Here is a 6,669-nt window from a genome sequence, read left to right as displayed (position 1 = left end):
AAAGCGTTAGCATTTCAATACGGCTTTGATTTGAAAGAAGATAGTGATGTGTTCCTCCCCCCAACCCCCTCCCAAGGAGGTGGAGCATCGGCAGAGGAACAAATAGCTAATAGCAAAATCGTAAAATATTCAGCTGTCATTGAAAAAGATACAGGGCAACTCATTGTCAAAATAGCAACAGAAACCGCAGGAAAATTGCAACCCATCAGCCCAACACAGCAACAGGCATTTGAAGCCTACATCGCTGAAATCAAAGATGCAGGGGTGCGAATTACAGTAACCAATTATCTACCTGACCGACTTATTTTGGATTTGGTAGTGTATTACGACCCGCTCGTTTTGGACGAAAATGGCACGCACCGACTTAACGCAGGCAAACCCGTAGAGGAAGCTATCGAAGCATATATGAAAGAACTACCTTTCAACGGCGAGTTGGTTTTGGCTCACTTGATAGACAAATTACAACAGGTAGAAGGTGTAAAAATACCTCACCTTTTAGAAGCTCGTTCGGCTTGGATTGACCCCAATACGCAAGGTTATGGTATGGCTCAACCCATTTCAGTAGCAACCATTCCTGAAAGTGGGTATTTTGAAGTTTCGTTTGAAAATCAAGCGTTTAAAAGCAACATAACTTATATAGCAAAATACTAAAATGAGTAATAATACAAAACGCTGGCAAAATATTGATTTTGAAAAACTTGTGGGGCTTTTGCTACCTACATTTTTGCGAAAGCGGAAAATGTTGGCTTGGTTGCGTATGTGGGTAGCACCGCTCAAATCATTGCATTATGATTTCTTTCAAAAACGAAATGCACTCAATGGCGATTTATATCGCTTAGCTCACAACGGGCAAGTATGTTATTTAAGAAAGATGCTCAACGATAATTTCGACCCTGAAAAACGGCGAATTCGCATCTTGGACGGGAATAAGTTCCGAAGAAAATACATCTACACACGAGGCGAAAATAAGCCTATTTATTTAGGTAAGATGTATCTCAGAGGACGAAGCGATTACGCCGATACAGGGGTTGATTTCATTGTGGAAATTCCGAAAGAGGTATCGGAACTACACCGAACGGAACAAAACGGAGCGGAACGATTTTACGCCATTGAAGCGTATGTTGATTTTTACAGATTAGCAGGAAAACGATATAAAATAGTTAGCAATTAGTGAATAGTTCTGACCACTAATCACTAACCACTAAAATTTCAAAATATGAACAAGATAAATTTCAATCAAACAGGCGGTTTCCCGTTAGATACGGATATTCTGCAATTTATGCAGACAGCCTACGATATGTTTAATTCACTCGGCGAATTAGCAGGCAATTTGGCAATTGTAAAAGGTTGTGAGCTTACAGGAAACACCGTAGCTAATGGAGTGGTTTATATCGCTGGCGAACTGTTGCCTTTCAGAGGTGGTACAATTTCCGAAAAGATAGTTGTTCGTGAGGAAAAACGCTCTTTGCCCTTTGAAGACGGCGAAACCAAAGAAGTAGAAACTATCCGTTACGCTACTTTCGGAAACGGCGCAACCACGTACAATTGGGCGGATTTTAAACGTATTAATCCGTTGCGTGAATTGCAAAAAGCTGTTGTTCCTGTGGGAATGATAGCAATGTGGAGCGGACAAGTGAGCCAAATTCCGCAAGGTTGGGCATTGTGTAACGGACAAAATGGCACTCCCGACCTTCGCAACAGATTTGTAATGGGTTATAACAATGAGCAAACGCCAACAAAAAGCACAGGAGGGGCAAATTCGTTTAAGCTCACAAAGGCGCAACTTCCTACCGAAAAACTCACAGGAACAACCAGCAGCGCAGGAGGGCATTCACACAATTATCAGGATATTTATTGGTCGGAATTTGGTGGTGCAATACGATTACCTAATAATGCGGGTTCCGGTGATACTGACCACGACAATATGGGACACCAAATTAGCAGAACCACCGACTTGGCAGGGGCACACACGCACACGTTTCAGACAGAAAATTTAGGTAACGGTGCTGATATTGATAACCGTCCTGCGTATATGGTACTGGCGTATATAATGTTTATGGGTTAATTGTCAATTGATAATTGTTAATTGTTAATTCGTAATTGAAAATGACAGCAAAAGATACATTAAAACAATGGTTTTCAAATCTTAAAAAACCAACACAGGCACATTTTTGGGCTTGGTTGGACAGTTTTTGGCATAAGAGTGAAAAAATTCCAATGAGCCAAATTGAAGGCTTGGATAAGGCTTTACAAAACACAGCCCCTGCTACTCAAATAGAAAATCATTTCTCTGATAATCAAGCACATAAAGAATTGTTTGATATAGTTAAAGTTCAGATTGACCAAATTAAAACTATTTTAAATTCAGACGATACAGAACTTGACCAATTGCAAGAGATTGTGAATTATATCAAACAAAATAAACAGGTTTTATCTACTCTAACTATATCGAATATTGCAGGTTTGGTTGAGGCGTTGGCTGACAAGGCTAATGCAACTCACCATCACGACGATACATATATAAAAATCAATGCATTAGCAGATTGGGTAAAGGAAAACAATCCTCCCGTTGTTACTTGGAATGATATTTTGAGAAAGCCCGTTTCTTTATCTTATGAAACCGATTTGCGGTTATTTCTCAGAGGCGATTGGCACCGAGATAAAACGATTTTGTGGGATAATAACCAAACATTAATTGTCAATGAAAATAGTTCTTATAATGCCTCGTTAAAGAATGAAGAATCTGATAATTATATTGTTACATTCATTAAATTGGGTTCGGGTAGTATTTCTATCAATTCATTTATGAATATGCGACAAATTGCTCCACAAGGTACAGAAATTACAGGGCAAGCAGGTAGCTCGGCGGTAATGATTGTAGATTTTGTCCGTAAAATTCAAATTATTAGAATAGCTAACTTATGACCAATACATTAGCACAATATTTATTTGCGGAAGATTTAGCTTCCAGTCAAGAAATTCAAGCACAAGAATATCCATTTTTTAATGATTATGTAACAGATTTTGTATGCAATTCTTCAGAATCTATTTCAATAGAAAAAATAAGTATTCCTGATAATATTCTTTGTAAAGCTATTGAACTGGATTTACAAGGAATAGACCTACAAATGGATTCTGCTGAATATGGTACTATAGAAAGTTATTGGGTGGTTCTTCACTTAAAAAATTCAAATGAAGTGTATAAGTATCCATTGGAAAGCTATTATGAAAGTACAAAATATACATTGGTACTTCCGTTTGAGGATATCGTAGAATCGGTTTATATTCATTTGATGAATATACAATTTGTGTATGATTATAATCAAGGCAATTCAGGGTGTATTGGTATCAAACAACAGTATGGTAAGACTCCTATCATTAAAAATTATAAATTAATTAAATAATATGAGAAAACAAGTAATTAAATTTTTCAGTTTAGACTATATTGTCTTTATGTTTGGTCGGCAAATCCGTTGGACACGTTCGGCAAATATCATTTTCCCTTTAATGGTTCTGAGTGGTGCCTTGACAATAGCTCAAAGCCCCTTGCGTTTTGTTAGTTTGGGTCTGTTAGCTATTGCTTTGTTTTTGGGCTTTGGGTATTTCCTGTTATTGCCTTTGCGACAAGCCGATTATGATTATTTTGATGAAGTCCAAAAATATATATGGGATTTTCATCATCATAAAGCAATAGGAACTATTCAAAAATATTCGTCTAATTGGACGCTTTGGGTAAATCCTATAACGATACTTTTATTTTTATGTTTTTACTTTTTAAATATCTAACAAAATGAACCTAAAAAAATCAAAACGAACTATCAAATACCTCGTAGTGCATTGTTCTGCCACGCCCGAAGGTAGAGAACACACTGCCAAAGATATTGACCTTTGGCACAAAAAACGAGGATTTAACGAAATTGGTTACAATTATGTCATTCGCCTTGACGGGACCATTGAACCGGGTCGTGATGTAGATAAAATTCCCGCTCACGTAGAAGGATTTAATAAAGAAAGTATTGGTATTTGCTATATTGGAGGGTGCGAGAGCCTCAGCATACAAAAGAAAATGCCAGCGGGGGCTCCCCGTGCGAAGGATACTCGTACTTTTGAGCAAAAACGAAGTCTTTTAAAATTGCTTATGGAACTGAAAAAATTATATCCAACAGCGAAGATTTTAGGGCATCGGGATTTTCCAAAAGTCAATAAAGCCTGTCCAAGTTTTGACGCAAAAAAAGAATATGAAAATCTTTAATTTTTAGAGTGATGAAAAGAATTTTAATTGTATTAGTAGCCTTGTTCGTTTTTATAGGTTGTAAGACTAAAAACGTACACGTTTCTAAAAGTCAAGAAACCACGAGCAAGGAAGCCCAGAAACAAAAAGACAGCCTTTTTGATACGCAAAAGCATTTACACGAAACCGCTTTTGAAGTTTCACAAAATCAATCGTTGGAATTGGAGCTTGAAAGCGATACTTTAAAAGGTAAATCGTTAATTTTTGAAACAATACGAAGTCCATCAGGTAGTAAATATATAATTAGCGGTGGAAAAGTACGCCTCAAAGTCGGTAGCACCGACAGGCAATTCCACTCCCAAAATAGCATTCATACCCACCAAAAAGGGACGATACACACTGAGGAAAATAACAAGGAACAACAAACCCAAACCCAAGTATTTAAAGATAAAAAAGTCAAAGTACAAGGGTTTTCCTTTGGATTTTATTTTTGGATTTTGATACTTATCATAGGAGCATTTATCGCTTGGAAATATAAGTTATTTCGGTGGTTTAAATAAGATTTAAACACCTTTTAAAAAAGTCTTAATGGAGGAAAAGACCATAAAAAATGTCCTCCGCTTTAAAAAATCTCTTACCACTTTTTAAACACAAGCACGAAGCTACGGAGGACAATAAGTCTTCTGTTACTTCGTGCTTTTTTATGTTTATCGTGGTAAGAGATTGCAAAATTACAAAAAATATTGAATTATGACGACACAAGAAACAAAAAATAAACGTCCGTGCGGTTCGCACTGGCAACGAACGCCCATTAGTTATTACGGAGGCAAACAAACAATGCTACCTTATATTTTACCACTAATTCCAGAGCATCAGGTATATATAGAACCCTTTTTCGGTGGCGGTGCCGTATTTTGGGCTAAACAACCTTCCAAAGTAGAAATCATCAACGATTTTAATGCCAACGTTATAAATTTCTATGAGGTTGTAAAAACCGATTTTCAAGCTCTTACATCTTTGATTGACAAATCTATTGTCAGCCGAGAAGCCTATAAATCGGCATTGGTGATGTATCATTCGCCTTTTGTTTTTAGTCCTCTACAACGAGCGTGGGCGTTTTGGTATGTCACCAATAATGGGTTTTCTAACGAAATAGGAAATTGCCGTTTTGATAAATTGGGTAAAAATACCAGAGGATTAGCCAACAAAGTATTAGAATTTTCCCAAGACTATTCAGAGCGATTAAAACACGTTCAGCTTGAAAATACTGATGCTTGTGAGGTAATTAAAAAGTTTGATTCGTCATCTTCTTTTATCTATTGTGACCCTCCGTATGTTGGAGCAAGGCAAGGACATTATGGAGGATACGAACAAGAACATTTTAACCAGCTTTTGGAGGCGTTATCCCAAATCAAAGGAAAATTTTTATTGAGTTCGTATCAAAATAAAGAACTTTCAAAATATGCAGAGCAGTTGGGCTGGTCCCAAAAAGAAATCGTGATGAGTTTAGGAAGTTCCAACATAAAAGGTGCAAAAAGAAGAGAAATATTAACCGCTAATTTTAAAATAGATAATTAATTTTGAGTGAAATAAAACGAATTGTAGTACAAAGTAGTAAAATGGGAAACTTAATCATAAAAAGAGTTTCCAAAGAAAAAGCAAGGGCATTAATTGTTGAAAATCATTATAGTAAAAAAATGGGAGCTAACCACGGATTGTATAGTTATGGGATTTTCCAAGAGAGCAAAGAAGCTGAAAAAGAGTGTTTAGGCGTGGCAGTTTATGGATATATGATGCATCCAAAAGCACGCCATTTTCAGCATCCGAATCCACAAGCTATAATGTTGGAACTTAACCGAATGTGGATAAGTGATATATTAGGTAAGAATGCCGAAACGATACTTATTAGCCGTTCATTAAAGTTATTGCGTGAAGATTGCCCTAATTGCGTTGCTGTACAGAGTTTTGCTGATGGTAGGTTGGGTTGCGGAACCATCTATAAAGCGGCAAATTTCAAATATTACGGACATCACAAGACTACATTTGTTAAAAATAAGCGAACGGGTGAAATTAATCACCAAATGAATTTTACCCGAATGGATAGCAAAAGTATTTATATGCGTAATAATTTGGCGTATTTGCTGGGTGATTTAGAGATTTTTCAGGTGGATACCTATCGGTATATTTTTCCATTGTGTAAGTATTTTAGGTATAACAAGTCTGCACAACCTTATCCAGCATATAACAAGGGGACGACCCCTTTTGAGTGGCAACGAAATCGCAAACTAATTAAAGAGCGATTGATAAAGTTTATTAGTGAATTAGAATAAAAAAACACGGCATTTGAGCCGTGTTTTTGTTGTTTTTGTATCTTTGTACTCCGCTAAAAAATGTACATTTCATTTTGAATTTTGGTACATTTTGTTTTGCGGATTATA

The 6,669-nt window shown here is 36.6% G+C and carries 10 protein-coding genes; all 10 read left to right on the top strand.

Going from position 1 to position 6,669, the window contains the following annotated elements:
* Nucleotides 1-651, top strand: a 651-nt coding sequence (locus OO775_RS06625; protein ID WP_264846295.1) for a nucleotidyltransferase, incomplete at its 5' end; no start/stop codon positions are given.
* Nucleotide 652: 1 nt separating this feature from the next.
* Nucleotides 653-1,171 carry a hypothetical protein gene (locus OO775_RS06620; protein ID WP_264846294.1) on the top strand — a complete coding sequence of 173 codons (519 nt, stop codon included), beginning with the start codon at nt 653-655 and terminating at the stop codon, nt 1,169-1,171.
* A gap of 45 nt (nt 1,172-1,216) precedes the next feature.
* Nucleotides 1,217-2,065, top strand: coding sequence for a phage tail protein (locus tag OO775_RS06615; protein WP_264846293.1), 849 nt, complete (start codon nt 1,217-1,219; stop codon nt 2,063-2,065).
* A 41-nt stretch (nt 2,066-2,106) separates the two neighbouring features.
* A complete protein-coding gene (locus OO775_RS06610) occupies nt 2,107-2,925 on the top strand; it encodes a hypothetical protein (RefSeq protein ID WP_264846292.1) in 819 nt (272 codons plus the stop codon).
* Entirely contained in the window at nt 2,922-3,404 is a 483-nt protein-coding gene (locus tag OO775_RS06605; RefSeq protein ID WP_264846291.1) for a hypothetical protein, read from the top strand. Before OO775_RS06610 ends, OO775_RS06605 begins: the two co-directional genes overlap by 4 nt.
* A 1-nt stretch (nt 3,405) precedes the next feature.
* A complete protein-coding gene (locus tag OO775_RS06600) occupies nt 3,406-3,786 on the top strand; it encodes a hypothetical protein (RefSeq protein ID WP_264846290.1) in 381 nt (126 codons plus the stop codon).
* Nucleotides 3,787-3,790: 4 nt separating this feature from the next.
* Nucleotides 3,791-4,252: an N-acetylmuramoyl-L-alanine amidase gene (locus tag OO775_RS06595; protein ID WP_264846289.1), complete on the top strand. Its 462-nt coding sequence runs from the start codon at nt 3,791-3,793 to the stop codon at nt 4,250-4,252.
* Nucleotides 4,253-4,263: 11 nt separating this feature from the next.
* Nucleotides 4,264-4,791, top strand: a complete 528-nt coding sequence (locus OO775_RS06590) for a hypothetical protein (protein ID WP_264846288.1) — start codon at nt 4,264-4,266, stop codon at nt 4,789-4,791.
* A 190-nt stretch (nt 4,792-4,981) separates the two neighbouring features.
* Complete coding sequence (locus OO775_RS06585) at nt 4,982-5,809, top strand: DNA adenine methylase (protein ID WP_264846287.1); 828 nt, start codon at nt 4,982-4,984, stop codon at nt 5,807-5,809.
* A gap of 41 nt (nt 5,810-5,850) precedes the next feature.
* Nucleotides 5,851-6,561: a Mom family adenine methylcarbamoylation protein gene (locus OO775_RS06580; RefSeq protein ID WP_264846286.1), complete on the top strand. Its 711-nt coding sequence runs from the start codon at nt 5,851-5,853 to the stop codon at nt 6,559-6,561.
* Nucleotides 6,562-6,669: the final 108 nt, after the last annotated feature.

It is taken from the genome of Capnocytophaga catalasegens (assembly GCF_026005215.1).
Classification (GTDB): domain Bacteria; phylum Bacteroidota; class Bacteroidia; order Flavobacteriales; family Flavobacteriaceae; genus Capnocytophaga; species Capnocytophaga catalasegens.
Note: the sequence above shows the minus strand (reverse complement) of the source record. Positions and strands in the feature narration are given on the sequence as shown.

Excerpts from the sequence above, each read along its gene's own strand:
- OO775_RS06605 (WP_264846291.1), top strand. The coding sequence starts at position 2,922 with ATGACCAATACATTAGCACAATATTTATTTGCGGAAGATTTAGCTTCC.
- OO775_RS06580 (WP_264846286.1), top strand. The coding sequence starts at position 5,851 with ATGGGAAACTTAATCATAAAAAGAGTTTCCAAAGAAAAAGCAAGGGCA.
- OO775_RS06585 (WP_264846287.1), top strand. The coding sequence starts at position 4,982 with ATGACGACACAAGAAACAAAAAATAAACGTCCGTGCGGTTCGCACTGG.
- OO775_RS06595 (WP_264846289.1), top strand. The coding sequence starts at position 3,791 with ATGAACCTAAAAAAATCAAAACGAACTATCAAATACCTCGTAGTGCAT.
- OO775_RS06600 (WP_264846290.1), top strand. The coding sequence starts at position 3,406 with ATGAGAAAACAAGTAATTAAATTTTTCAGTTTAGACTATATTGTCTTT.
- OO775_RS06615 (WP_264846293.1), top strand. The coding sequence starts at position 1,217 with ATGAACAAGATAAATTTCAATCAAACAGGCGGTTTCCCGTTAGATACG.
- OO775_RS06620 (WP_264846294.1), top strand. The coding sequence starts at position 653 with ATGAGTAATAATACAAAACGCTGGCAAAATATTGATTTTGAAAAACTT.
- OO775_RS06590 (WP_264846288.1), top strand. The coding sequence starts at position 4,264 with ATGAAAAGAATTTTAATTGTATTAGTAGCCTTGTTCGTTTTTATAGGT.
- OO775_RS06610 (WP_264846292.1), top strand. The coding sequence starts at position 2,107 with ATGACAGCAAAAGATACATTAAAACAATGGTTTTCAAATCTTAAAAAA.